The sequence below is a fragment of the Fibrivirga algicola genome (genome assembly GCF_011742925.1).
GTDB lineage: Bacteria > Bacteroidota > Bacteroidia > Cytophagales > Spirosomataceae > Fibrella > Fibrella algicola.
Window position 1 is genome coordinate 397,484 of sequence record NZ_WAEL01000003.1, and the last position, 25,772, is coordinate 423,255.

General features: G+C 54.1%; 21 protein-coding genes. 15 read left to right on the forward strand and 6 right to left on the reverse strand.

The genetic code is table 11. The annotated features are described in order from the left end of the window. Positions 1 to 41 precede the first annotated feature (41 nt). A complete protein-coding gene (locus tag F7231_RS10105) occupies positions 42 to 998 on the forward strand; it encodes a hypothetical protein (protein WP_166691800.1) in 957 nt (318 codons plus the stop codon). A 152-nt stretch (positions 999 to 1,150) separates the two neighbouring features. Here F7231_RS10105 and tatC read toward each other — a convergent pair whose 3' ends face one another. From tatC to rpsL, 4 genes are all read right to left on the reverse strand, one after another. After that, on the reverse strand, positions 1,151 to 2,020 hold the full coding sequence (tatC, locus tag F7231_RS10110; protein ID WP_085410941.1) for a twin-arginine translocase subunit TatC: 870 nt from the start codon (positions 2,018 to 2,020) through the stop codon (positions 1,151 to 1,153). 117 nt (positions 2,021 to 2,137) lie between these two features. Continuing rightward, the gene (gene glyA / locus F7231_RS10115) at positions 2,138 to 3,445 is read right to left on the reverse strand and encodes a serine hydroxymethyltransferase (protein WP_085414991.1); all 1,308 of its coding nucleotides are present in this window, start codon (positions 3,443 to 3,445) and stop codon (positions 2,138 to 2,140) included. A 257-nt stretch (positions 3,446 to 3,702) separates the two neighbouring features. Then, a complete protein-coding gene (gene rpsG / locus F7231_RS10120; protein WP_085410942.1) occupies positions 3,703 to 4,170 on the reverse strand; it encodes a 30S ribosomal protein S7 in 468 nt (155 codons plus the stop codon). 61 nt (positions 4,171 to 4,231) lie between these two features. Beyond that, on the reverse strand, positions 4,232 to 4,657 hold the full coding sequence (gene rpsL, locus F7231_RS10125; protein ID WP_085410943.1) for a 30S ribosomal protein S12: 426 nt from the start codon (positions 4,655 to 4,657) through the stop codon (positions 4,232 to 4,234). 396 nt (positions 4,658 to 5,053) lie between these two features. On the opposite strand from rpsL, the gene F7231_RS10130 reads away from it, so the two are divergent. The 9 genes from F7231_RS10130 (at position 5,054) to F7231_RS10170 (ending at position 14,848) form a co-directional block, all read left to right on the forward strand. Next, positions 5,054 to 6,970: a M13 family metallopeptidase gene (locus F7231_RS10130; protein WP_229365099.1), complete on the forward strand. Its 1,917-nt coding sequence runs from the start codon at positions 5,054 to 5,056 to the stop codon at positions 6,968 to 6,970. 129 nt (positions 6,971 to 7,099) lie between these two features. Then, positions 7,100 to 7,900 carry a transglutaminase-like domain-containing protein gene (locus tag F7231_RS10135; protein WP_085410945.1) on the forward strand — a complete coding sequence of 267 codons (801 nt, stop codon included), beginning with the start codon at positions 7,100 to 7,102 and terminating at the stop codon, positions 7,898 to 7,900. Continuing rightward, complete coding sequence (locus F7231_RS10140) at positions 7,881 to 8,708, forward strand: Rossmann-fold NAD(P)-binding domain-containing protein (protein ID WP_085410946.1); 828 nt, start codon at positions 7,881 to 7,883, stop codon at positions 8,706 to 8,708. The genes F7231_RS10135 and F7231_RS10140 overlap by 20 nt, the downstream gene beginning before the upstream one ends. A 150-nt stretch (positions 8,709 to 8,858) precedes the next feature. After that, positions 8,859 to 9,662 (forward strand): ion transporter, encoded by an 804-nt coding sequence (locus tag F7231_RS10145; RefSeq protein ID WP_085410947.1) that lies wholly within the window; start codon positions 8,859 to 8,861, stop codon positions 9,660 to 9,662. A 205-nt stretch (positions 9,663 to 9,867) separates the two neighbouring features. Continuing rightward, positions 9,868 to 10,449 carry an RNA polymerase sigma factor gene (locus F7231_RS10150; protein ID WP_085410948.1) on the forward strand — a complete coding sequence of 194 codons (582 nt, stop codon included), beginning with the start codon at positions 9,868 to 9,870 and terminating at the stop codon, positions 10,447 to 10,449. After that, the gene (locus F7231_RS27390) at positions 10,446 to 10,787 is read left to right on the forward strand and encodes a hypothetical protein (RefSeq protein WP_229369781.1); all 342 of its coding nucleotides are present in this window, start codon (positions 10,446 to 10,448) and stop codon (positions 10,785 to 10,787) included. The genes F7231_RS10150 and F7231_RS27390 overlap by 4 nt, the downstream gene beginning before the upstream one ends. Continuing rightward, the gene (locus tag F7231_RS10160; RefSeq protein ID WP_085410950.1) at positions 10,780 to 11,277 is read left to right on the forward strand and encodes a Spy/CpxP family protein refolding chaperone; all 498 of its coding nucleotides are present in this window, start codon (positions 10,780 to 10,782) and stop codon (positions 11,275 to 11,277) included. Before F7231_RS27390 ends, F7231_RS10160 begins: the two co-directional genes overlap by 8 nt. Positions 11,278 to 11,484: 207 nt before the next feature. Then, the gene (locus tag F7231_RS10165; RefSeq protein WP_085410951.1) at positions 11,485 to 14,388 is read left to right on the forward strand and encodes a TonB-dependent receptor; all 2,904 of its coding nucleotides are present in this window, start codon (positions 11,485 to 11,487) and stop codon (positions 14,386 to 14,388) included. Between the two features lie 31 nt (positions 14,389 to 14,419). Then, positions 14,420 to 14,848 (forward strand): DUF1810 domain-containing protein, encoded by a 429-nt coding sequence (locus F7231_RS10170; RefSeq protein WP_085410952.1) that lies wholly within the window; start codon positions 14,420 to 14,422, stop codon positions 14,846 to 14,848. A 112-nt stretch (positions 14,849 to 14,960) separates the two neighbouring features. Here the strand turns inward: F7231_RS10170 and F7231_RS10175 are convergent, their stop codons facing one another. Together F7231_RS10175 and F7231_RS10180 are read right to left on the reverse strand one after the other, a co-directional pair. Next, complete coding sequence (locus F7231_RS10175; protein ID WP_166691801.1) at positions 14,961 to 16,238, reverse strand: M20/M25/M40 family metallo-hydrolase; 1,278 nt, start codon at positions 16,236 to 16,238, stop codon at positions 14,961 to 14,963. A gap of 90 nt (positions 16,239 to 16,328) precedes the next feature. After that, complete coding sequence (locus tag F7231_RS10180; protein ID WP_166691802.1) at positions 16,329 to 17,114, reverse strand: NIPSNAP family protein; 786 nt, start codon at positions 17,112 to 17,114, stop codon at positions 16,329 to 16,331. 137 nt (positions 17,115 to 17,251) lie between these two features. Between F7231_RS10180 and F7231_RS10185 the strand changes: the two genes are divergently transcribed. The 5 genes from F7231_RS10185 to F7231_RS10205 all read left to right on the forward strand — a co-directional run bounded on the left by F7231_RS10185 (position 17,252) and on the right by F7231_RS10205 (position 25,737). Then, positions 17,252 to 19,390, forward strand: coding sequence for a M3 family metallopeptidase (locus tag F7231_RS10185; protein WP_166691803.1), 2,139 nt, complete (start codon positions 17,252 to 17,254; stop codon positions 19,388 to 19,390). Between the two features lie 116 nt (positions 19,391 to 19,506). After that, on the forward strand, positions 19,507 to 20,298 hold the full coding sequence (locus tag F7231_RS10190) for a polysaccharide deacetylase family protein (protein WP_166691804.1): 792 nt from the start codon (positions 19,507 to 19,509) through the stop codon (positions 20,296 to 20,298). A 184-nt stretch (positions 20,299 to 20,482) separates the two neighbouring features. Continuing rightward, the gene (locus tag F7231_RS10195; protein ID WP_166691805.1) at positions 20,483 to 20,791 is read left to right on the forward strand and encodes a hypothetical protein; all 309 of its coding nucleotides are present in this window, start codon (positions 20,483 to 20,485) and stop codon (positions 20,789 to 20,791) included. Positions 20,792 to 20,982: 191 nt separating this feature from the next. Continuing rightward, a complete protein-coding gene (locus tag F7231_RS10200; RefSeq protein WP_085410958.1) occupies positions 20,983 to 21,375 on the forward strand; it encodes a hypothetical protein in 393 nt (130 codons plus the stop codon). A gap of 90 nt (positions 21,376 to 21,465) precedes the next feature. Further along, on the forward strand, positions 21,466 to 25,737 hold the full coding sequence (locus tag F7231_RS10205) for a CusA/CzcA family heavy metal efflux RND transporter (RefSeq protein WP_166691806.1): 4,272 nt from the start codon (positions 21,466 to 21,468) through the stop codon (positions 25,735 to 25,737). Positions 25,738 to 25,772 lie beyond the last annotated feature (35 nt).

Genomic DNA, 25,772 nt, shown 5'->3' on the forward strand with positions numbered 1-25,772 from the left:
GATGGCCAGCCCATACACGAAAAACTCACGTAGATAAGTTTATGAACCAAGTCCCTGATTTACCCACAGATAATGTCAGTGGTCAGGCCACCGCTAGCTCATCCAATACTGGATCTCACTTACGGGTCAGTAATTCGCAGTTACAGTTCGATCGAACGCCTCTCGGAGAAGAGAGCTTTCTTACGCTCAAAGTAACGCCACCTTACAGTGATGCGCTCGTTGTGCTGACAATCAGTGAGCCGGACATGTTTCAGGTAGCAGCGGGAAAAGAACGATTGGCTTTCAAACAGGCGCTGACGGTAAAGCCCGACCTAACGGGGACCTATATACACCTGCGCTACACACCAACCCGATCGGGCAAACATCAGGCTACGCTCACTTTAGAGGCACCAGCCAGTGCCGAAACAATTACGGTTCAGTTAGCAGGTCGCACAACCGGCGTTGCGTTGCTTACTCAACGTACCCAATCAACAGCAGGATACAATACATCAACTGGCGAACGGCCTGGCAACTGGTTAGCGAAGGGACTGCTCGGTGCCAGCATATTGGCAGGGCTAGGTATTGGGGTTTACGCGTTTCGCTGCGATATCTGGCCGGCTAGTTGTGGTCCGGTTGTCGACAATGCCGTACCTACGATTGTTCCCGAACAGACCGGAACGACCAATGCACCTGTTGCTAAGAACCGTCCTATTCCAGCGACGCGTACATCTAAAACCAGACCAGTGCCGGCCGATGTTCAACCTACGCCGCCTGTTGAAGCAGCAGAACCGGTTGTTACACAAAACGAGCCTATCACCAACCTACCTGACCAACGTACGCCTGTACCGACAAGGCCAGTTTTAGCGGAAAGTAGCCCCAGATTAACGAAGGCGGCCCCAAAATCGAAACTAGTTGGTGCCCAACGTACCCAACCCGTACCGAAGCTGAAACCAGTACCTAAGCCCGCGCCATCGGAAGAGTCAGATCTGGAGCGTGAACTCAATCGTACCTCACAATAGCTAACATCAGTTAGCGCAGCCAATGGTACCTGTTAGCTTGCCCTACTATAACTTACAGGCAGTCGTTGTCTGTCCTGGCTGACAAGAAATGAAAAGCCCCGCTGATGGTTGTCATCAGCGGGGCTTTGTATACATAAGAGTGAGGGTCGATATTACTTCAGCTCAGCTAATTTAGCGCGCTCAATTGACCGTGACACCAGAATACTCACTTCGTAAAGAATTACCAGCGGGAACGCTACCAGCAACTGGCTGTAGATATCGGGGGATGGCGTGATCACACCAGCCACTACCAGAATAACGATCCAGGCGTGTTTGCGGAATGTACGCATAAACGAAGGCGTTAGCACGCCCACTTTCGATAACACAAAAGCGATCATGGGCATCTGGAACATCAGCGCACAACCCAATGACAACGTAGCCAGAATACCGATATACGAGGTGATATCGTACTGGTTTTTGATCTGAGGTGACAGCTGCCAGTTAGCCAGGAAGTTGATTGCCAGTGGCGACGCAATGTAATAACCAAACAGCAGTCCCATCAGGAAGAGCATCGACACAAAGAATACGGCACCACGGGCGGCTTTCTTCTCGGTTATCTTCAGACCTGGCTTAATAAACCGCCATATTTCCCAGAACGCGTAAGGAAACGCAAAGGCTAACCCGATGATAAACGAGATGGTGATGCCCATTGTAAAGTTGTCTGACATGCCAAGTGCCTGCAACTGAAAGTCGAGCTTGTTGACACACAGGTCGGGCGCACTGGCTAAATCGGCCAGTTTACACAGCTGACGGTACGCCCAGAAATCAGGGCGGGACGGTGCCAGGATAACTAAGTCAAATATTTCGTGTATGTACACGAAGGCGATGATGGCGAACACAAAGATGGACGCAAAAGCCCGGAGAAGGTGCCAGCGTAGTGCTTCCAGGTGTTCCAGAAAGCTCATCTCGGTACCATCACCTACTTCTTCGTCTTCATCCATATCGTCATACCCGCGCTGGTCAAATGCCTGATCTAATGCCATTGTCGTGAAAAGAAGTTTGTTAGTTGTTGTTTGTCGTTTGAGGTTGCGCTGCCAACTACTTAGCTACTTTCCAAAGCGGAGCAACCTCAAACGACAAATCACAAACAACAAACACAGTTAAGCGTATAACGGAAATGCCTTCATCCAGGCGTTAATTTTCTCCCGAACGGCATCAATCTTCTGATCGTTATCGTGGTTCATTAATACCTCATCAATGTAGCCTACAATAATCTCCATATCAGCTTCTTTCATGCCGCGCGTTGTCATGGCAGCCGTTCCTACGCGCATCCCCGACGTTACCATCGGCGATTTGTCATCAAACGGAACCATGTTTTTGTTAATCGTAATGTCAGCCTTAATCAGTGTGTTTTCGGCCAGTTTGCCGGTTAGGCTTGTCGCCTGTCCGCCTTTCGTACGCAGGTCGATCAGCATGAGATGGTTGTCTGTGCCACCCGAAATGATCCGATAACCCCGCTCCGTAAAGGCTTTAGCCATAGCTTGCGCGTTTGCTTTCACTTGTACGGCGTAGTCATAGAAATCATCGGTCAGGGCTTCACCAAAGGCTACTGCTTTCGCCGCAATGATGTGCTCCAGCGGTCCGCCCTGCGTGCCGGGGAATACACCCGAATCGAGCAGTGACGACATCTTGCGCAATTCACCTTTCGGCGTTTTCAGACCAAATGGGTTCTCAAAATCATTGCGCAGCATGATCAGGCCACCACGCGTGCCCCGGAGGGTTTTGTGCGTTGTGGTTGTCACAATGTGCGCATGGGCGAGCGGGTCGTTCAGCAGCCCCTTGGCGATCAGACCGGCCGGGTGTGACACGTCGGCAAGCATCAGCGCCCCTACCGAATCGGCAATGGCACGCAGCCGTTCATAATCCCAATCGCGGCTGTAGGCTGAGGCACCGCAGATCAGCATTTTGGGCTTTTCGCGATGTGCTGTTTCCTCAACCACGTCGTAGTTGATAACACCTGTTTCCTGCTCTACACCGTAGAATGTAGGCCGGAAGTATTTACCCGAAATATTTACAGACGAACCGTGGGTCAGGTGACCACCATGGCTCAAATCGAAGCCCAGAATAGTATCGCCTGGCTTCAACGTAGCTAGAAATACCGCTGTGTTGGCATTGGCGCCTGAGTGGGGTTGTACGTTGGCCCAGGTAGCGCCAAACAGTTCTTTTACCCGATCAATGGCGATCTGCTCTACGTGATCAACTACTTCGCACCCCCCGTAATAGCGTTTTCCGGGCAGGCCTTCAGCATATTTGTTGGTCAACACGCTACCAGCAGCCTCCATCACCTGTGGTGATACAAAGTTCTCGGAAGCGATCAGTTCAATGCCCGACTCCTGCCGGTGTTGCTCTTTGGCAATCAGATCAAAAATCTGCGTGTCGCGGGTACGGGTGGTCGTAGTTGTGGTCATTTTATAAGTTAGTTTGCAGTTTACGGTTTGTGGTTTGATGGTGCGCTGCTTAAACACGATCAGTTGATTAGCAGCGCACCATCAAACCACAAACCGTAAACCGCAAACCCGTTTTTGTACCCTTCAAAGGTACGGTGTTTCGGTCAGATGCGATTTATCAGGCATTAAAAAAGCCCCCTGCTCAGAGCGGGAGGCTTTTTAGTATTTTCAATCCAGAAAGGTCTTTCAAGGCCTCATGGAGTGAAGCGAACCCGGTTCTAGAACCGGAAGTGTGAGAACGCTTTGTTGGCTTCGGCCATGCGGTGGGTATCGTCCTTCTTTTTGACGGCGGCACCTTCACCTTTAGCAGCAGCAATGATTTCACCGGCCAAACGGTCTACCATTGTTTTTTCACCGCGTGAACGGGCAAAGCGGATAAGCCATTTCATGCCTACCGAGACTTTCCGATCTGCGCGTACTTCAGTGGGCACCTGGAAGGTAGCTCCACCGACGCGGCGGCTTTTAACCTCAACAGAAGGCATTACGTTGTTCAACGCTTTCTTCCAGGTATCGATACCGCTTTCGTTGGTGCGCTTGGCAACCAGATCGATGGCATCATAGAAGATAGCGTACGACAGCGACTTCTTGCCTTCGTACATCAAATTGTTTACAAACTTGGTTACCAGGACCTCTTTGTACTTAGGGTCAGGTAACACGTACCGCTTGGGTGGTTTCGACTTTCTCATTGTGTCTTCAGATTTCTCTTACTCTGCCGTAGTCTTTCAACGGGCAGTCTGAGTTAACTAATTACTTTTTCTTCTTAGCTGGGGCACCTTTGCCTTTTGCGGCAACAACCTGACCTGGCTTCGGACGCTTGGCGCCGTATTTTGACCGGCTTTGCAGACGACCGCTTACGCCAGCCGTATCGAGCGCACCGCGCACGATGTGATAACGCACACCTGGAAGATCTTTCACCCGGCCACCACGAATCAGTACGATTGAGTGCTCCTGCAGGTTGTGACCTTCGCCTGGAATGTAGGCGTTAACTTCTTTCCCGTTCGACAAACGAACACGGGCTACTTTGCGAAGCGCCGAATTGGGCTTCTTGGGAGTGGTCGTGTACACACGCGTACATACACCCCGACGCTGAGGACACGCATCAAGAGCTGGTGACTTCGATTTGAAGTTCAGCTTCTCGCGGCCTTTGCGGACTAACTGTTGTATGGTAGGCATTAACTAATTGGTTTTTTTGCTATGGCTATCCCAAAAAAATGGGAGTGCAAAGGTAAGAAAAAATAGGCAACACACAACCTCAACGTTTGGAAACTCAATTCGATAAGAAGGTTTGGTGTTTGACGTTTGCGGTTTGACGTTGCTTTGCTTATCACTCAATGGTCGAGTTGCAGCGCAACGTTAAACCGCAAACGTCAAACATCAAACCGCTTCTGTACAGAGCAAATTTCTGGTTAAATTTGATGTTTAAATCAGTTTCAACTTCATCTGTTCATGAAAAAACAGTGCCTCGTTGTGGTGGCTGCGCTGCTGGTAGCAGGCGGTACCACGCTTGCCGGTAATCCGCCCAAAAAGCAGTTGCCCCCTGACCAGCGAAAATTCATCGATCCAAAAAATATGGATGCCAGCGTGAAGCCGGGTGATGACTTCTACCGCTATGCCAATGGTACATGGCTGAAAACAAATAAGGTACCTGCCTCTAAAACCTCGTGGGGAAGCTTTAATGAACTGCGCGAAAAAAGCGTAGAAGCCATGCGGAGCTTGCTGGAAGACGCCGCCAAGAACCCGAAGAAAGGTCGCTTGCAGCAAATGGTTGGCGATTTCTACGCCAGCGGGATGGACAGCCTGACTATTGAAAAACGCGGCTGGGACCCACTGAAGTCCGACTTCGCCCGGATCGACAAGCTGCAAAACCTGACCGACATACTAAACGAACTGGGTTATCAGCGTCGGCAGAGCAATGGTATGCTGCACGGTTTCTCCGTATCACAGGACCGCAAGAACGTAAGCAAGTACCTGCCGCAGTTTGGTCAGGGCGGCACTACCCTGCCCGACCGCGACTATTACCTGAAAAACGATCCGCGTAGCACCAAAATCCGCGATGCTTACCGCGATCACCTGACCAAGATGTTTGGTCTGATCGGCGACGCCCAGGCTGCTGAAAGTGCCGACAAGGTTCTTAAACTCGAAACGGCCCTGGCTCGTGCGCAGATGGCCCGCGTTGAGATGCGCGACCCGTATAAGACGTATAACAAACTGACCGTAAAGGAATTCGATAAGCTGACACCGCACATCAACTGGGTCGACCAGATGAAGCGGTTCGGCGTGGAAGGACAGGATACGGTGCTGGTGAGCAACCTGAACTTCTTCAAGTCGATGGACAGTCTGCTGGTAGCTACCCCCGTTGCCGACGTGAAAACGTATATGCGCTGGAACCTCCTGCGTGGCGCGGCTCCCTACCTAAGCATGCCGTTTGTGAACCAGAACTTCGCGTTCACGAAAGTGCTGACGGGTCAGAAAGAGCAAACACCCCGCTGGCAGCGCGTGAGCAGCCTCATCGACGGCACCCTGGGCGACATGCTAGGTCAGCTGTACGTGCAGAACTACTTTAAGCCCGAGGCCAAGCAGCGCATGATGACGCTGGTCGATAACCTCGAAGCGTCGTTCAAAGAGCACATTAACGGCCTGGAATGGATGACTCCCGAGACTAAGAAGAAAGCCGTCAACAAACTGGTGTCGTTCAAACGCAAAATCGGCTACCCCGACAAGTGGAAAAACTACGACGGTGTGACTATCAAGCGGAATGACTTCTTCGGTAACGTAGATGCCGCCGGCCAGTGGTCTTACAATTACATGATCAACCGCCTCGGCAAGCCCGTCGACAAAACAGAGTGGGGCATGACACCGCCAACGGTAAACGCCTACTACAGTCCGGTAAACAACGAAATCGCGTTCCCGGCTGCTATTCTGCAGTTCCCTTTCTTTGATGCTGACGCCGACGACGCTATCAACTACGGTGGTATCGGTGCGGTAATCGGTCACGAAATGACGCACGGCTTCGACGATTCAGGTCGCCAGTACGATGCCGACGGTACCCTGCGCGACTGGTGGACCAAAGCCGATGCCGATAAGTTTAAAGAGCGGGCCGGTAAAGTAGAGGCGCAGTTCTTCGGCTACAAAGTGCTGGATACGCTGGCCGTAAATGGCAAGCTGACCCTAGGCGAAAACCTGGCTGACCTGGGTGGCCTGGCCATTGCTTACGATGCCTTCAAGAAAACCAAGCAGGGCAAAAGCAACACAGCGATCGATGGCTTCACACCCGATCAGCGTTTCTTTCTGTCATGGGCGCAGGTGTGGCGCATCAACGTACTCCCCGAGCAGCAGGCGCAACTGATCCTGACCGACCCGCACGCCCCTGGCCAATACCGGTGTAACGGGCCCCTGAGCAACATTGACGCCTGGTACAACGCCTTCAACGTAAAAGCTGGCGATAAACTCTACAAAGCACCCGACCAACGAATTCGGGTTTGGTAGAATAAAATAGTATACTGGCAACTGTAACAGTTCGCCGCTTCTGTAGTTTCGCTCTTGAATCATTTTCAGGATAACGAAGCCACTGAAGCGGCGAACTGTTTGTTACCTGAAACCTGAAACTATTCCCCCATGAAACTGACTGCCGGTTGTGAACTTCAATTCGATGTTCAGGACGACACACCCTTGATGCTGATGCTTCGCCCCCGCTCGGGTGCGGGCCAATGGATTATTAGCGAAACCTACGAGATGGAGCCGGAAGTGCCCGTCACTGAGTTCACCGACCTGTATGGTAACCTCTGCCAACGCCTGATTGCCCCTACCGGCAAGTTCCGCATACGTACCCAGGCGGTGGTGCAAACCGACGATCTCATAGCCACTGATCCGGGCGCTCCCCTGACCATTGTGCAGGACCTGCCCGACGATGTGCTACACTTCTTACTACCCAGTCGTTATTGCCCGTCCGATTATCTGGTTATCAGCAACGAAGCCGCCAGGATTGTGGCCGGTGTTGCACCCGGTTATGACCAGGCAGAGGCGATCCGCGCCTGGATCAACACCAACATCCGGTATGAATACGGCACCAGCGATTCCACCACCTCGGGCGCAGACACGCTCTACAACAAGGTGGGTGTCTGTCGCGATTTTACGCACCTGGGCATTTCGCTATGCCGTAGCCTGAGCATTCCGGCCCGGATGGTGGTTGGCTACCTGCACGAGCTGAAACCGATGGACCTCCACGCCTGGTTCGAAGCCTACATCAACGGGATCTGGTACACATTCGACGCTACGCAAACCGAACCGAAGGGTAACCGCATTACCGTTGCCTACGGCCGTGATGCCGCCGATGTTGCGTTTATGACTCAATTTGGCCCAATGACCATGAACACGATGGAAGTCTGGGTAGATGCCGATGAGACCGTTGCAACTTAGCCTCATTGGACTCGGCTGGCTGGGCATACCCCTGGCCGAGCGCCTGCAACAAAACGGTACGGTTGTTCAGGGCAGCACCACCACCCCCGACAAGCTTGCATTACTACGGCAAAAAGGAATCGATACGTACCTGTTGCGGCTTACCCCTGCACCGGAAGGTGACCTGCAACCATTGCTCGATGCCGATTATCTGGTGGTGAATATTCCGCCGAAAGCCGGACAACAGGGCGACGCGTTCCACCCGGAGCAGATGCGTTTGCTGGCCGACCAGGTACGTTCCTCCCGTATCAAGCACATCCTGTACGTCAGTTCAACCTCGGTTTATCCCGAGCTGAACCGCGATATGGTGGAAGACGACGTGATTACACCCGACCAATCGGCAGCCCCTGCGCTGGCCGAAGCGGAGCAAATCTGGCTATCGCTGGCCGATCAGCACAGGGCTGTCACCATTGTGCGTTGCGCCGGCTTGATGGGCGACCGGCGAATTCCGGGCAAGTACGTGGCGGGCCGAACCGTCGACAGCGGCAACGTACCTGTCAATTACATTCACCAGTCAGATGCTGTCGGGCTGCTAGCCGCCACCATTGAACAAGCACTGACCGGCACGTTCAATGCCGTTGCGCCGCAGCACCCAACACGCGAGGCGATTTACCGGAAAAGCTGTGCTGACTTCGGATACGCCCTCCCCACGTTCGTTACCCCAGCTGAGCCTATTCCGTATAAAGTGATCAACGGCGATAAACTGATGCAGGCCACGGGTTACGAATTTACGTACCCAGACCCACTGGCGTTCCCATATTCGGCATAGCATACCCGTACCACTATCTTCAGTCTGCATGTAGCATCTATCAGATGCGGACTGCAGTCCGCGGTACGGGTATGCTATGCCGAATACACGCTTCAATTACTGAATTGTCGGGATTTAGATCGATTTTTATAGCTATCGATCCTACTCACCATGTCAATCAGTATTCCTTACATTCGCCGTACGCTTTACCGTATTATGGAGACCTCGGCGGGGCAGCGCCGGGGGGCCAGCCTGGTGTTCAACATTACCCTTATCACCATCATCACGTTGAACGCCCTGGCTATCGTGATGCATACGGTTCCCGCCTATAACCAGACATACAGCCGCCTTTTTTACGATTTTGAGCTCTTCTCCGTGATGTTCTTTACGGTTGAGTACATCCTCCGGGTGTGGATCTGTGTCGAGAACGATCGGTATCAGCACTGGTTCTGGGGGCGGCTCAGGTACGTTCTGTCGACCTCGGCCATCATCGATTTACTCGCCATACTGCCCTTCTACGTTAGCCTTTTTGCCACCGATTTGGCGATCGTCCGTATCCTGCGCCTTTTCCGAATCTTCCGGCTGTTCCGCATATCGAAATACTCGCACGCCTACCGGTTGATCTTAAATGTAGTGCGGGATAAAAAAGAGGAGCTAGTGCTGAGCCTGATCATGGTGATTTTTATGCTCATCATTATCTCCAGCGTGATGTATTACGTTGAACATTCAGCTCAGCCGGAGGCCTTCTCCAGTATTCCGGCCACGATGTGGTGGGGCATCAACGCGATGGCGACAGTTGGCTATGGCGATATTCACCCCATAACTCCGTTGGGCAAAGTGCTGGGCGGGGTCTCGGCAATATTAGGTATCGCCTTATTTGCCCTGCCAACGGGTATTCTGGTATCTGGTTTCACCGAGCATATCCGTTACCAGAAAGCCCCGCGCTGCTGCCCACACTGCGGCAAAGAACTGTAGCTGTCTCGCGAAACGCATAAGAGCAGGAAAAATTCATTCGCAACTCATCGCAGAGCAATTGTGTACGAACGCTGTAACTACCATTTCCTGTCATTTATTGGAAAGCAGTCAATGACCATCCAGTGTCGATATAGGCAAATCTTTTTTTCACCCTTCACCGCAAGTTTGACGCGCAAACAGGGCCTATCACCAAAAGAACGCTGATGTGCAGAACGAACAGGCCGACGAAATAACCCGCATAAGCCGCCTTCAGGCAGGCGACGAATCGGCGTTTCGCTGGCTGGTCGATACCTATCAGAAGCGGGTGTTTCGCACGGCCCTCGCCATTGTTCCAACGCCCGAAGAAGCGGAAGACGTGGCGCAGGAAGTGTTCATTGAAGTATATAGAACAATTGCCAGTTTCCGCGGCGAAGCCAGTCTGGCTACCTGGCTCTATCGACTAACCACGTCGAGGGCCCTGAAAAAGGAGCGCGATCGTAAACGAAAAAAGCGGTTCGCCTTTCTCACCAGCCTCTTCGACGATGATGAACCTGAACGCTACGACCCGCCCGATTTTCAGACGCCCGATACCGTACTGGAAGCCAACGAGCGGGTGCAGCTGATTGGCCGGGCAGTACAGTCGCTGGCCGACACGCAAAAAGTCGCCTTTACGCTGCATTACCAGGAAGAACTGTCGTACCAGGAAATTGCCGACGTGATGCAAACGTCGGTATCGGCGGTCGAATCGCTGCTGTTTCGGGCCCGGCAAACGTTACGCAAGAAGTTAACACCGTACATCAGATCATGAACGAATCAATGCAGGAACCAAACGAAATGCGGGAGTGGGAATCCGATTTTCACCGTTGGGGTGAGCGTCCCCAACCCGAGATGCGCCCATTTTTTTACACGCGCCTGCAAGCCCGGCTGGCCCAGTCAGTGGAAACAGCCGAGTGGCTGCCGTGGTGGCTGCGTCAGCCCGCCTATGCCTACTCGGCCCTACTCCTGCTGGTGCTGCTCAATATTGGCGTGGTGGCTGGTGCTGCCTGGTGGACAGACAAACAGGCAACGACTCAAGCCGCGACGGCGGCTACAGGTGCTTTTCTCGATGAGTATGACATAAATCCGGTTATTCTGGCGTATGAATGAGCAACGGCGCATCCGTCTTTTACTGGGGATCATTGCGGCTCTGGTTTTTCTGAATATTGGGTTACTGACCTGGTTCTGGGTACGTCCGGCCGCTACCGAGCACCGGCGGTATCGAACACGCTCAGGTACGTTTCTGGCCGATACACTTCGGTTTACCGATCAGCAACGGACCCAGTTGGCTGGCCTGCAAAAGACTTATTTCCAGACGATGAAGCAGCAGGAGGCCCCACTGAAGCAAGCACGGAAAGCCTACTTCCGGCTGACCGACTCGTCGTTTACCGATGCCCAGCGCCGCCAGCAGGCATTGGCATTCCACGAGCAAGCCGCCAATGTAGACTTACTGACGCTGGCCCATTTCGACCGGGTGGCGGGCATCTGCACGCCAGAACAGCGCCAACTGCTCAACAAACTGCTGGGTGAGTTGCCGGGTCGCGCTTTCCGCATGCCCCGGTCGAGGCGCGCCGGTATGCCCGCCGACTCAACACGGTAAAACACCAGCATCAGCAACTTAGGAAAGGGATCGCTTTGGTGAGCGATCCCTTTTTTTTCACCCCGACCGCAAGTTTGGTTCAGGAACAGAGCCTAAGTACCAACAGCGTGCTAAACAAACCACCGGTTTTTGGTCTTCATGCTGTAGCCAACTATCCTATTCCATCGGGTGAGTCTGCCTAGGTAAGCCCTTGTATTACGCAACGTTATGAAGATATTCCTAGCCCACACAACTAGCCGGGCGGCACTCGGGTTATTCCTTCTGCTGCTGACGGCCACCCTTGGTTTCAGTCAACAGGCAGGTTCGGTCAGTGGCAATGTTACCGGCGCAAAAGGCGATACGCTCATTGGCGTAACCGTTCGCGTCAACAGTGTTTCCGACAGCACCATCCGACGAGGAGTGGTTACCGATATCGACGGCCGCTTTCTAATCGACAACCTGCCAGCTGGCGACTACAAAGTGCTGGCTTCTTTTGTTGGCTATAACACCACCGAGGCTACCCTGCGAATCGATTCGGGCCGCGTGGAGTTACCCACGATTATCCTGTTGGAAACTGCCCGGCAGCTCAATGAGGTAATTGTAAAAGGGAAAACGCCCACTGCTGAGCAAAAAGGCGATACGCTCCAGTTCAACGCCAACGCCTTTAAAGTAAACCGCGACGCGCAGGCGGAGGACCTCGTCAAGAAAATGCCGGGCGTCGACATGAGTGGTGGCGGCATTAAGGTGCAGGGCGAAGATGTACGGGAGATTCTGGTTGACGGAAAGCCGTTTTTTGGCGATGACCCAACCATCGCCCTGCGGAACTTGCCCGCCGAGGTTATCGATAAAATCGAGGTATTTGACCGCCAGAGTGATCAATCGCAGTTTACGGGCGTCAATGACGGCAACACGCTAAAAACCATCAACATCATTACCCGGGCCGACCGGCGTAATGGCCAGTTTGGCCGGGTCTATGCCGGTGTAGGTACGCCCGTCGACGGCACCGATGCTACGTTTGCCGCGGGGGGTAGTGTAAACCTGTTCAAAGGGGACCGGCGTATCTCGATCATCGGGCAAAGCAACAACATCAACCAGCAAAACTTCGCGAGTCAGGATCTGCTGGGCGTACTCGGGGGCGGAGGTGGTGGCGGCAATCAGCGCCAGGGTGGCGGCGGAGGCGGTCGTGGTGGCCGGGGCGGTGGCGGCGGCGCACCGGGCGGCGGTGGAGGTGGCCAGGGTGGTGGCGGAGGTACCGACAATTTCCTGGTTGGCCAGCAGGGCGGTATCAACACAACCAATTCGCTGGGCATCAACTACACCGACTCATGGGGCAAGAAAATGACCATTCGCGGTAGCTACTTCCTCAACCAGAGCACTAACCGCAACGAGCAGTCGCTGCTACGCGAGTACTACAACAACACGGGCGATTCGACCCAGACGTACCGGGAACAGACCTCGAACAGCAGCACGAATATGAACCACCGGCTGAACTTCCGGCTGGACTATACCATCAATCGAAACAACTCGATCTTACTGACTCCCCGGCTGAGTTTTCAGACCAACGATTCCCGGTCGGTTACCAACAGCGAAACACGGCTAGGCAACAGCCTGCTCAACCGGTCAGATAACACCTTTACCTCGACCAATCAGGGGCTATCATTCAGTAACTCGCTGTTGTTCCGGCACCGGTTCGAGAAACGCGGTCGTACACTATCGCTGAATCTGGGTACGTCGGTCAACGACCGCGACGGGATGAGCACGCTGGCCTCGATCAATGATTTTGTGAACGTTGATAGCACCACCCGGCAGGCCATCAACCAACGCACTACCAACCGGTCGAATAGCTACCAGCTATCGGCCAACGTGAATTATACAGAACCACTGGGCAAAGGCTTATTGCAACTATCGTATAACGCGGGCATCAACCGCAGCAATTCAGACCGGTTCACGTACCGCCTCAACCCTGCATCGGACCGGTACAACCTGCTGGATTCGCTCCTGAGCAACCAGTTCGACAATGATTACCTGACCCAGCGGGCAGGCGTTGGCTACAACGTAAATACCAAAACGTTACGCCTGTCGGCCTCGGTCGATCTGCAACGGGCCGATTTACAAAGCGAACAACTGTTTCCCCGCAACGATATGGTAACGCGGGCCTTTACCAACCTGCTGCCCACCGTAACCGCCGACTACCGCTTCACCGACGATCTGCGCCTCCGGTTTACATACCGGACCAACACGCAGGCCCCCAGCATCAATCAGTTGCAGAACGTACTGAACAATACCAACCCGCTGCTGCAAACCATTGGCAACCCCGACCTGCAACAAAGCTACAGCCACAACCTGTCGGCGCGCTTCACCAAAACGGCTGTAGAAAAGGCAAGCAGTATTGTGGCCCTGCTCAGTGCCAATTTCACGAATGACCCCATCGGTTCGTCGCTCTTTATTGCTGATAGCGCCATGGTAGTGCCGGGCGTCACATCGTCGACGGGTGAAGGCATTTTTCTGCAGAAGGGCACGCAGCTAACCCGCCCCGTCAACACCGAAGATGCCATGAACCTGCGGGCTTTTGCTTCGTACGGAACGCCACTGACATTCATCAAAAGCAACCTGAATTTCAACACTAGTGCCACTTACAACAGCACGCCAAGTGTGATCAACTACCAGGTGAACCGGGCCAACTCGTTTGCGCTGAGCGAGGGCGTGGTGCTCAGCAGTAACATCAGCGAGAAAGTCGATTTCACGCTGTCGTACAACTACGGCTACAATCAGGTTATCAACACGTTGCGCCCGCAGTTAAACAACTCGTTCAGCACACAACGGGCTGGAGCCAACGTAGTCTGGAACATATGGAAGGGCATGGTGCTCCGTTCCGACGTCAACTACCAGCAGTATGCGGGATTATCGGGTGGCTTCAATCAGAAGTTTACGCTCTGGAACGCCAGTTTTGCGCAGCGGTTGTTCAAAAGTCAGAACGGCGAGCTACGGCTATCAGTTTTCGATTTGCTGAATCAGAACAACAGCATCAGCCGCACGTTCTCGGAGACGTACCTGGAAGACAGCCGTTCGCTGGTGTTGAACCGTTATTTCATGATGACGTTCACGTATAACCTGCGCCAGTTCAAGGCGTAGCCCATTGCGCTATCAATTTGTGTTATCAATCATGCAAGAAGTCACAGACCTCAGTCGCTTTGTCGACGCGCAAGCCAACAACTATGCTGATGCCCTGGCCGAAATCAGGAATGGACGAAAAACAAGCCACTGGATGTGGTACGTGTTTCCACAGCTAACGGGCTTGGGCTTTAGCAGTACAGCTCGCTTTTACGGATTAAACACCCTTCATGAAGCAGTTGATTACCTGAATCATCCCGTACTCGGGCCGCGCCTCATCGATATTGCCACGGCCATGGTGCATGTAGATGGAAAGACGGCCAATCAGATTTTAGGCTCGCCCGATGATATGAAGCTACGCTCCAGTATGACTTTGTTTAGTCTTGTTCCTAACACAAATCCCGTTTTTCAGGCGGTGCTGGACAAGTATTACAACGGTGCACCAGACCCGAAGACACTGGCCCTTTTGGGAGAAGCGTAGGGGTGTTTGTAATTGCTAAAGCGCTGGTTGGCTTCGTGCTTTAATGTATTGCTGACGCATAGCCAACCTAGCACATCAGCAATACATGACAACGAACCCACACCCCCGCCTCCTACCGCGTCATGCGGTACAGCAGCACCGCCGTGCGCTGGATCAGGAGGGGGTATTCTTTGAGATTGATTGTTTCTTCGATGCTGTGCGCGCCTTTGCCGGAAGCACCCAGCCCATCCAGGCACGGCAGGTACTGGGCAACGAACGACACATCGCCCGCACCGCGCGAACCGGGGTCGCCCGCCGTAACCGGACCTAACCCCATATCCCGACTAACCTGATCGACCTGTTGGCGAAGGGCATCATTGCCGGCAGTAGGCTCCATAGAGGGAATGCCGTCGGCAAACGAGATAGTTGCTTTAGTTAAGGGCAGGCTCTTCTCTACGATCTCACGCATTCGCGTGCGGGCGCTTGCTTTCTGCGCTTCACCCAGAAAACGCAGGTCTCCTTTCACCAGCGCCGATCCAGCCACAATGTTGGTCTTGCCAATGGTCTCGGCCCTGGCTGTGTTGTCATCGTAACGTACCTCTGAGCCGCCCACCATTAGACCCGGATTGAAGGTGAGGTACTTTTCCTGCCCCAACGCCCGCCGGAATTCAGTCAGAATACGGGCAGCTTCATAAATGGCTCCGTAACCCATCGCGCTGAACACCCCCGACGAGTGGCCGGTCCGGGCTTTCACAGTCAGCGTCCAGCTGCTCGACCCGCGCCGCCCCGTAGTGACACTGTGTAATCCCTGAGCCGTTTCAAACGCCAGGGCTACGTCGCACCGTTTTGCGCGCTCGATGAAATCCTGTCGGCTTCGTTCGCCACCGCCTGCGCTCTCTTCGTCGCCGGTGAAATACACGGTGATCGATGTGTCGTCGAGCAACTTCTGGGCCTGCAACGCTTTCAACGCGGCAATGATCAGCACGTCGCCGCCTTTGATGTCGTTGACGCCCTGCCCCGAGGCCGTCGAATCGTTCAGGCGTGTGACGGGTTCCATCGGCAGGCTTTTCTCAAAAACAGTATCGAGGTGACCAATCAGGAAAAGTTTCTTCCCCCGTTTACCCTGCCGAGTGGCTACCAGATGACCCGCCCGGTTGACGGAATCGGGTAAGGTGATCCACTCCGTTTTGAAGCCAAGCTTCTCAAACTCGTCGGCCATCAGCTTCCCCACCGTCCGGACGCCCTCTTTGTTGAGCGTCCCGCTGTTGATGTTCACGACTTTCTCCAGAAAAGCTTCTGTTTCAGGCAATTGCTTCCGTACGGCGGCAATCACATTTTTCTCGGTCGCTGAGAGGGACTGGCTTCGGGCCGTATACGTGAGTAAAGAAAGAAGTAGGAAGAGATAGCGCATAGGTGGTTGGTTAGTTGATCTGGCATATTAGCAAAAAAAGCAGCAACCTGAATCAGGCTGCTGCTTTTTAGACAAGGTTGGTCCGGTTGGCTAAATCTCGGAGTAGGCCGTTGGGTTCAGCAGGAACATGTCCATGCGCATGAAGTTGTGGGCGTACTCGGGCAGTGAGTTGAGCGTTTTCCAGGCCGGATCGGCACTGAACGCTTTCCAGTGCGCATCGCGGGCGGCCCGATTCTCAAACGACGTCATGTAGAACATGTTGGGCATTTTGCCACCGGCTTTCACCTGTCCGCAGAAAACGGTATTGAAGCCCAGCCGCTTGAAGATATCCAGTTCGCCCTGGTTGAACTGACGAATTTTATTCTCGTGCAGTTTCTCCGTGGCGGCTTCGTAGCTGCGCAATTCATAAATCCGCTCCGACGGGGCCGCCTGCAACGCAGGTACGTTCAGCGTGGGCATGGTTTCAAAGGCTTCCATCAGAATCGATTCGAACCGGCTGTAAACCGGGTTATTAAACTCCGCATTGATGTAATCCTGCGCGGCGGTGGCGTATTCCTTGTCTTTATCGAGTTTGCCCGACAGCTTCATGAACTGATCGGCCGACTTGAACGGGATCAGGACAAACAGCAGCGAATCGATCTGCGTAGGTTTGAATACCCCTACTTTGTTGACACCGGCGCGATGCAGGGCGGGCATGTACGCTTGCTGCACATACTTTTCGAGGCGTGCCTTCTGGTCTGCGTTTTTAACGTGGTAGACTTTCAGTTGGTAGAACTCACGCTTAGGCGCAAAGGCAACCGCTTTCAGCGAAGCAGCTACCAGGGCAATGATAAACCAGATGGCAAACTGGTTTACTTTTTTATGAGAAATAGACATGGTTGTAGTTGACGATTAAACTCCACCTTACAAGCAGCAGAATACCTAAAACTCACCATCAGAAGCGGGAAATAGGTCAGATTCTTCACTTGATAAATCAAGTATCTTTGTCGATAACCTTCATCTGAATCAGACCCATGAACGTCATACTTGCCCTTGTTTTATCCACTGTGTTTACAACCGCTTTTGCGCCAGTGACTGACCCACCGACACCCAATCCGTTTTTCAGTTCATACAATACCCCATTCGACGTACCTGCCTTCGATAAAATTAAGCCCGAGCATATTGAGCCGGCCATCGACGAGGGCATGAAACGGCAGGTGGCTGAGATCGCCGCCATTGCTAGCAAAAAGGAAGCGCCCACGTTTGCCAACACTATTGAAGCCCTGGAAAACAGCGGCGATCTGCTGCGCCGGGTGAACACGGTATTCGGCAACCTCAACAGCGCCAATACCAACGATGAATTGCAGCGAATCGCTCAGGCCGTTTCGCCGAAGCTATCGAAACACAGCGACGACATTTCACTGAATCCGGCCCTGTTTGCCCGGGTAAAAGCGGTTTACGACCAGCGCAGCAAGCTGAAGCTATCGGGTGATCAACTGCGGTTGCTTGAAAAGACTTACAAGGATTTTGTGCGGGGTGGCGCGGGCCTGCCTGCCGACAAGCAGGATCGGCTGCGGAAGATCAACGGTGAACTGTCGTTACTGACCATCAAATTCGGACAGAACCTGCTGGCCGAAAACAACGCCTACACGCTCGTGATCGATAACCAGGCCGATCTGAGTGGTCTGCCGGCCTCGGTCATTGCGGCGGCCGCCGACGAGGCGAAGAAACGTACCCAGCCGGGCAAATGGGTGTTTACCCTGCAAAATCCGAGTATCATGCCGTTTCTGCAATACGCCGACAACCGGGCGTTGCGCGAAAAAATCTACCGCGCCTATCTGGAACGGGGCAATCACAACGACGCCCGAGACAACAAAGCCATTATGGCCAGTATGGTAGCTCTACGGGCCGAAAAGGCGCAGCTGCTCGGCTACGACAACCACGCCGCCTACATTCTGGAAGAAAGCATGGCTAAAACACCCGCCAAGGTGGGCGAATTGCTGAACCAGCTCTGGACCGCCACCGTACCTGTAGCCCAGAAGGAAGCGGCCGAGTTGCAGGCGCTGATGACCAAAGAAGGCAAGAATGAGAAACTGGCCGGTTGGGACTGGCGGTATTATGCCGAAAAGCTGCGCAAAGAGAAATACAATCTCGATGAGCAGGAACTCCGCCCCTACTTCTCGCTCGACAATGTGCGCGAAGGTATCTTCATGCTTACCGGCAAGCTGTACGGTCTGCGCTACGAACGCCGTACCGACCTGCCCGTTTACCACGAAGATGTGGTAGCGTATGAAGTGAAGGAAAGCGACGGTAGCCACATTGGCATTATGTACATGGATTTTCACCCCCGCGCCAGTAAACGGGGTGGTGCCTGGATGACCAGCTACCGGCGGCAGGAAGTAGAGAACGGCAAAAAAATAACGCCCGTCGTGTCGATCGTCTGTAACTTCTCCAAGCCCACCGGCGATACCCCCGCCTTGTTGAGCCTCGACGAAACCCGCACGTTTTTCCACGAGTTTGGTCACGCCCTGCACGGGTTACTCTCAAACGTTAAATACGGCAGTCAATCAGGTACGTCGGTGCCCCGCGACTTTGTGGAGTTACCCTCGCAGATCATGGAAAACTGGTCGCAGGAAGCGCAGATGATGAAGCTGTACGCCAAACATTATAAAACTGGCCAGGTTATTCCCGACGCACTGATTGAGAAAATCGAAAAAAGTAGCCTCTTCAATCAGGGTTTCTCGACCAGCGAGTACTTAGCCGCGTCGCTGCTCGACATGGCGTATCATACGCTCAAGCCCGGCCAAACGCCCGGCCTGAAAGACCCCGCCGAGGTGCTGACATTTGAAAAGCAGGCAATGGATAAGATTGGCCTGATCGATCAGATTCCACCGCGTTACCGAAGCACCTACTTCCAGCACGTATTCGCAGGCGGTTATTCAGCCGGTTATTACAGCTATATCTGGTCGGCGGTACTCGATGCCGATGCGTTTGAGGTGTTCAAGCAGAAGGGGTTGTTTGATAAGAAGTCGGCCGAATCGTTCCGAAAAAACGTACTGGAGCGCGGCGGCACCGATGAGCCTATGACGCTATATCGCAACTTCCGTGGTGCCGAACCCGACATCAAACCTCTCCTCCGCCGAAGAGGTTTGCTCACACAAAAACCGTCGTAAGTACCTCGCCTTTGTAAGCTTCTCGAGCTAAGCCCTTCGGCAGGCTCGTGAAGCCTACAAATGCGAAGCAACCACTTAATTAACTCGACATTCAACCCATTCTCTAAACCCCTTTCATGAAAAATAGTCTCCTTACCATTAGTCTCTCACTCTTCAGCGGGCTACTCTTCGCCCAGAACCCGGCCTGGCAGGACAAAAAATGCGCAGTGGCGCTGACCTACGACGATGGCTTGCAGGTACACCTCGACAACGTGGTACCGGCCCTGGATTCGCTGGGTTTTAAAGGTACATTCTACCTGTCGGGCAGTTTTCCCGGTGTTACGGCGCGTGTGGCCGACTGGAAAAAAGCCGCCACGCACGGGCATGAGCTTGCCAACCACACCCTGTTTCACCCCTGCACCGGTGGTCCCGGCCGTGAGTGGGTCAAGCCAGACCGCGACCTGAGCGCTTACACCGTTCCCCGGATCGTTGATGAGATCAGGATGACCAATACGTTCCTGGAGGCCCTCGATGGCAAAAAGCAGCGCACCTTCGCTTATCCCTGCGGCGACCGAACCATTGGCGGCACCTATTATTTCAATCAGGTAAAGGGCGATTTTGTGGCAGCTCGTGGAACTGCCAGCGAAATGCGTCAGCCCACAGCGGTCGATTTGGCCAATGTAGGCGCCTATGGTATCAATGGGCAGACGGGCGAACAGATGATTGCGCTGGTGAAGCAGGCTATGGCAACCAACTCGGTGCTGGTCTTCCTGTTTCATGGCGTGGGTGGCGAACATAATCTGAATGTGGCCCTTCCCGAACACCGCAAGCTCCTCCAATTCCTGAAACAGCACGAAAACGAAATCTGGATCGCTCCATTTATCGACGTAGCGCAATCGGTGAAGGTTAAAGGCACTACTGGCAAATAACCCGCAACTAGTCGTCCATTTACACGGCAATAAAACCTGACCTGGCGGCGGGGAGTGTACTCATCTACCTGAAAGTGAAACCACTCAGGCTATATTCGGTTAACTTCAGGAGCACTCATCACCCGTACGAATGAAACGACTAGCCATCCTAACAAGCCTATTAAGCGTAAGCATTGTAAGCTGTATGCGCTCAGTAGTAGTACCAGCCGAAGCAATTACGATAAGTCAAATCAGTTCGGCCGACTCCTCAGGCAATGCAGGTAATGCCGTCACCATTTTTCTGTTGGAACGCGACATCCCGCCGGTCACGAAGCGCCTGGGAATCGTTTACATTCCGATCAACCCCAGATCGCTCAGCGTTGACAAGAAAGTGAAGCGTGAGTTATTGAAGAAGTGCCAGGAGTTAGGCGCAAATGGGGCTTATCGGCTGGTTGAAGGCTATTACCCGACGAATAGTTTTTACGTCCCCTACTTATTACTCAAATCGAAATAATAATCTATTGAATTGGCTCACGCGGTGCGCGTGAGCCATCCGCCTCATTTCGTTCAGCTAGGCAGCACAAAGGACTACCCTGTTTGGTAAGCTCGACAAGATGCCAGCGTTGTTACCTATTACTATTTTATATCTATATGATTAATCGTTTTTAGACGAATCTGTTACGCATTGACCCGTACCTTTGTGCTATGAAATCTGCGGTGGCGCTTTTTCTGGGGGTACTTATGCTGGCTGGCAGTCTGTTTCCGCAAACCGATGTGGAAGAGGTCTTCAAGATACCGGGCCTGATTGCTCATTACAAGTTGCATAAACAGGCAGCGGGTACCGACTTCGATTTCTGGCAGTTCATGGATCTGCACTACAATACGGCCTCGAAACACGCCCAAACACCGCATGAAGGCACTAAACTGCCCATGTACAATCACCTCTCGGTCGGTTTCGTCTTTATCATTTCGCAGTTGCATTGGTGGCCCACGATCTCTTCGGGCCTGATTCTGCACGTACCTGGCCGGTTCGCCTACGAGAATCTATACTCCTTTCAGTCAGCATCCTGGCTGTTCCAACCGCCCCGTTTAGGGTAACTCCCCGTTTCGATTAGTTGGCCATCCGGACCCGTGTTCACGACACGGGCTCGGATGGTTGGCCTTTATCTATCAACGAGTTACCCATTTATGCTGCAAAAAATCATTCAGTTCAGCGTCCATCAGAAGTTGATGGTAGCGCTGGGCGTCGTGGCGTTGATTGCCTGGGGAAGTTATGCCCTGCGTCAACTGCCCATCGATGCTATTCCCGATATTACCAACAACCAGGTTCAGGTCATTACGCAGGTGCCGTCACTGGCCGCCCAGGAAACCGAACAGTTCGTCACTTTCCCCCTCGAATCGACGCTCAGGAACGTACCTGGCGTCACCGAAATCCGGTCCATCTCCCGCTTCGGGCTGTCGGTCATCACCGTGGTGTTCGACGATGAGACGCCCACGTTTCAGGCCCGGCAGCTAGTCACCGAACAACTCAAAGCCGCCGAAGCCGAACTAACCGCCGGTACGCCGCAACTGGCCCCGATCACCACGGGACTTGGCGAAATTTACCAGTACGTGATCCGGCCCAAAGACGGGTTCGAAACAAAGTATTCGGCCACCGAACTACGCACGGTGCAGGACTGGATCGTGAAACGGCAGCTGGCGGGCGTACCCGGCGTGGTGGAGGTCAGCAGCCTGGGCGGGTATCTGAAAGAATACGAAGTCCAGATCGACCCCGAACGGCTGCGGGGCATGAACACGACCCTGACCGAGGTAGTCGACGCGCTATCGGCCAACAACGCGAACACGGGCGGCAGCTACATCGAAAAGGGGCCGGAAGCGTTCTTCATCCGGGGCGAAGGCACGGTGAAAACGCCGACCGAGATTGGGCAGATCGTGGTCAGGAACGAAGGGCCTACACCTATTCTGGTGCGTGACGTGGCGCGGGTCGATATTGGCCACGCGGTGCGCTACGGGGCCATGACCCGCAACGGACATGGCGAAGTGGTGGGCGGTATTGTGCTGATGCTCAAGGGCGCGTCGTCGGAAAAGACGATCGAGGGCGTGAAGACGCGCATCGCCGAAATCCAGAAAAGCTTACCGGCTGGTCTGACCATCGAACCCTTTCTGGATCGTAAAGTACTCATCGACAAGGCCATTCACACCGTAGCCAAGAACCTGCTCGAAGGCGGGCTGATTGTGATGGCCGTGTTGCTGCTGCTCTTGGGCAACTGGCGGGCGGGGCTGGTGGTGGCGTCGGTCATTCCGCTGTGTATGCTGTTTGCGCTGGGAATGATGCACGTCTTCGGCGTATCGGCCAACCTGATGAGCCTCGGTGCCATCGACTTCGGCCTGCTGGTCGACGGGGCGGTGATCATCGTAGAGAGCATGATTTTTCAGATCGTACACACACAGGCGGCACGTACCCAATCGATGGACGAGATCGCGTTGGATTCATCGAACCGGCTGATGCGGTCGGCGTTGTTCGGGCAGCTTATTATCCTGATCGTATACGTACCCATTCTGTCGCTGACGGGTATTGAAGGCAAGATGTTCCGGCCCATGGCCTTGACGGTTGGCTTTGCCATTGTGGGAGCTATGCTCCTGTGCGTCACCTACGTACCCATGATGGCTGCCACGCTGCTGCGGAAAGACATTAAGGAAGAAGGTACGCTGGCCGATCGGATCATGAAATTCCTGTACCGGCTGTATGCGCCCCTGCTCAACGGAGCCCTGCGCTGGCGGAAAACCGTGTTGGCCGGGTCGCTGGCGTTGCTGGCCATGGCCGTCTGGCTGTTTACCACGATGGGCGGCGAATTTATCCCTAACCTCGACGAAGGGGATATTGCCATCAGCCTCACGCTGAAACCGGGTTCGTCGCTATCGCAAACGGTGGAAACGACCCGCCGCATCGAAACGATTCTCAAGAACGGCTTTCCCGAAGTCAATCAGGTGATTTCCAAGATCGGTACCGCCGAAATTCCGACCGACCCCATGCCCATCGAAGCGGCCGACGTGATGGTGCTGCTGAAAGAACCCGGCGACTGGACAACGGCAAAAACGAAGGAAGAGCTGATTCAGAAAATGGAGCGGGCACTCAGTGTACTTCCCGGCCTGAATCTAGAATTTACGCAACCCATCCAACTGCGGTTCAACGAGTTAATGACGGGTGTTAAATCAGACATTGCCGTGAAGATATATGGCGAAGACCTGGGTACGTTGTTCACCAAAGCCAATCAGGCGGCGGCCAAGCTGAAGTCGATTCCCGGCGTGGGTGATCTGAAAGTAGAGCAGATCAGCGGACTGCCGCAGATGCTGGTGTCGTACAACAGGGCACGGCTGGCCCAGTACGGCGTGTCGGTGGCGGGGCTGAACCGTATTCTGAAAACAGCTTTTGCGGGCGAAACCGCCGGGGTCGTGTTCGAAGGCGAAAAACGGTTCGACCTGGTCGTGCGCCTCGACAGTACCTACCGGCAGGACATCGACAACATTCGCCAACTCTACGTCGACCTCCCGAACGGGCAACAGGTTCCGCTGGAACAACTGGCCACCATCCGTTATCAGGATGCGCCCATGCAGATTTCGCGCGACAATGCCCGGCGGCGCATCACCATCGGCATTAACGTGCGGGGGCGGGATGTGGAGAGTCTGGTGGGCGAGATGAAGGCGGTGCTCGAAAAAGACGTGCCGCTGCCGGCCGGTTACAGCTACACGTTTGGCGGGCAGTTCGAGAACCTGGTAAAGGCTAAAGAGCGGCTCGGTGTGGCGGTGCCGCTGGCGCTGGTCCTGATCGGGCTGCTCTTGTTCTTCACGTTCGGCTCGTTCTCGCAGGCGCTCATGATCTTCACGGCTATTCCGCTCTCGGCCATTGGCGGGGTGCTGGCACTCTGGCTACGAGGCATGCCGTTCAGCATTTCGGCGGGCGTGGGGTTCATTGCGCTGTTTGGTATCGCCGTACTCAACGGCATCGTGCTCATCAGCTATTTCAATCAGCTTGAATCAGAAGGCGTTACCAACGTCTTGGAGCGCGTAAAACAAGGCACGGCGGTCCGGTTTCGGCCGGTGGTGATGACGGCGGCGGTGGCCTCGATGGGCTTTCTGCCGATGGCGTTGTCAACCTCAGCCGGAGCCGAAGTACAAAAACCCCTCGCCACCGTCGTCATCGGTGGACTGGTATCGGCTACGTTACTAACGCTGGTCGTCTTGCCCCTGCTCTACAGTCTGGTGGCGGCTCGAACGCCTAAAACTCAACACATCATGACACCCAATCTGGCCCAAACCCTGACAGCGCTCCTGCTCGTCGCCGGGCTGTCCGGCTGCTCGTCGGCACCCGAAAAAGCAAAAGAAACTCAATCTGCCAGCCCAAAAGCAGCCGGTACAGTTACCATCAGTGAAGCCCAGTTCCGCGAGACGGGCATTCAGTTGGGCGGACCAGATACGCTGACACTGGGCGAAACCATTCAGGCAACGGGCAAACTCGAGGCCCCGCCCGACCAATGGGCCATTATCAGTGCGCCGATGGGCGGCTTCGTGCGCTCGGCGAAGCTGGTAGAGGGGGATTTCGTTCGGAAAGGGCAGGTATTGGCTGTGCTGGAACACCCTGATTACGTGAAGCTTCAACAGGAATACTTGCAGGCCATTGCCCATAATCAGTTTGAACGGCAGGAGTTGGAACGGCAGACAGAACTGAGCCGGGAAGAATTTGGCGCTAAACGAAAGCTACAGCAATCAACGGCAGATGTTGAGTCGACGCGGGCGTTGCTGACCTCGCTGGAAGCACAGTTGGCACAGCTGCATATTCCGCTGGAATCGCTGCGGAAAGGCCACATTTCCCGGACTATTCCTTTGCTGGCCCCCATCAGTGGGTACGTCGATAAGGTCAATCTCCGGCTTGGTCAGTTCGTCGGCACGACGGATATGCTGGTCGAGATTGTGGGTAAAGAGCATCTGTACCTCGAACTACGGGTCTTTGAAAGCGATATCCGGCAGATTCGGGAAGGACAGCAGGTACGTTTCACGGTGCCGCAGCAGCAGACCGGCGAGATGAAAGCAACGGTATATCGCGTTGGTCAGGCGTTCGACGCGCAGACCAAAACGGTGCTTGTCCACGCCAACCTCACGGCTGGTCAGTACGACCGGCTCTTCGCGGGCTCCTACGTACGCGCCACGATCCTGGCATCGCCCCGGCAGGTAGTAGCCCTGCCCGACGATGCGTTGGTAAAAGACGGTAATCAGACGTTTGTGTACGTGCGGGAGCCGGGTAGCGCGTCGGGTACGTACCGGTTTGGCATGGTCCCGATACGAACAGGAATAACCCAAAACCACCGTACGGAAGTTACGCTACCAGCCACTCTTAATCCGGCCACCATCGTGCGGCAAGGCGCGTATTTCATCAGTGCTGAACGCGTTAAAACGGCAGGGTGATTGGTGGGATGTGTAGCAGACGTAAAAGCAACACA